Annotated in this window: 1 protein-coding gene; it reads left to right on the plus strand. The window is 43.7% G+C overall.

Features of this window, described 5'->3' with window-relative positions; all coding sequences use genetic code 11:
* Positions 1-522: extracellular solute-binding protein (locus FCS21_RS17615; protein ID WP_138624480.1), on the plus strand; the 522-nt coding region annotated here is incomplete at both ends.

The raw sequence follows: 522 nt of genomic DNA on the forward strand, positions 1-522 counted from the left end.
AATAATTCAAGTGACTCAAATGAACAAGTAAAAATCGTTGCGGTAGGTTCGACAGCATTACAGCCTTTGGTCGATGCAGCGCAAGAAAGCTTTGTACAAGAAAATCCGAATTATCAAATCTCTGTACAAGGAGGAGGAAGCGGAACTGGGTTGAGCCAAGTCGAAGCTGGAGCAGTTACTATCGGAAACTCTGATGTATTTGCAGAAGAAAGAGACGGGATCGATGCCTCTAAACTAGTGGATCATAAAGTAGCAGTGGTCGGGATGGCACCAATCGTCAACAAAGATACAGGTGTCAAAGATATCACAAAACGGGAATTGATTGATATCTTTACAGGAAAAATCACTAATTGGAATGAAGTTGGCGGGAAAGATCAAAAGATCAACGTTGTGAACCGTGCAAACGGCAGCGGTACCCGTGCGACATTTGAAAAATGGGGATTAGATGGTGCCACACCTATACAGTCCCAAGAACAAGACTCATCAGGAACTGTTCGGCAGTTGGTAAGTCAAACACCAGGA

Origin of the sequence: Colwellia ponticola (genome assembly GCF_005885605.1) — a bacterium.
Lineage (GTDB): Bacteria > Pseudomonadota > Gammaproteobacteria > Enterobacterales > Alteromonadaceae > Colwellia > Colwellia ponticola.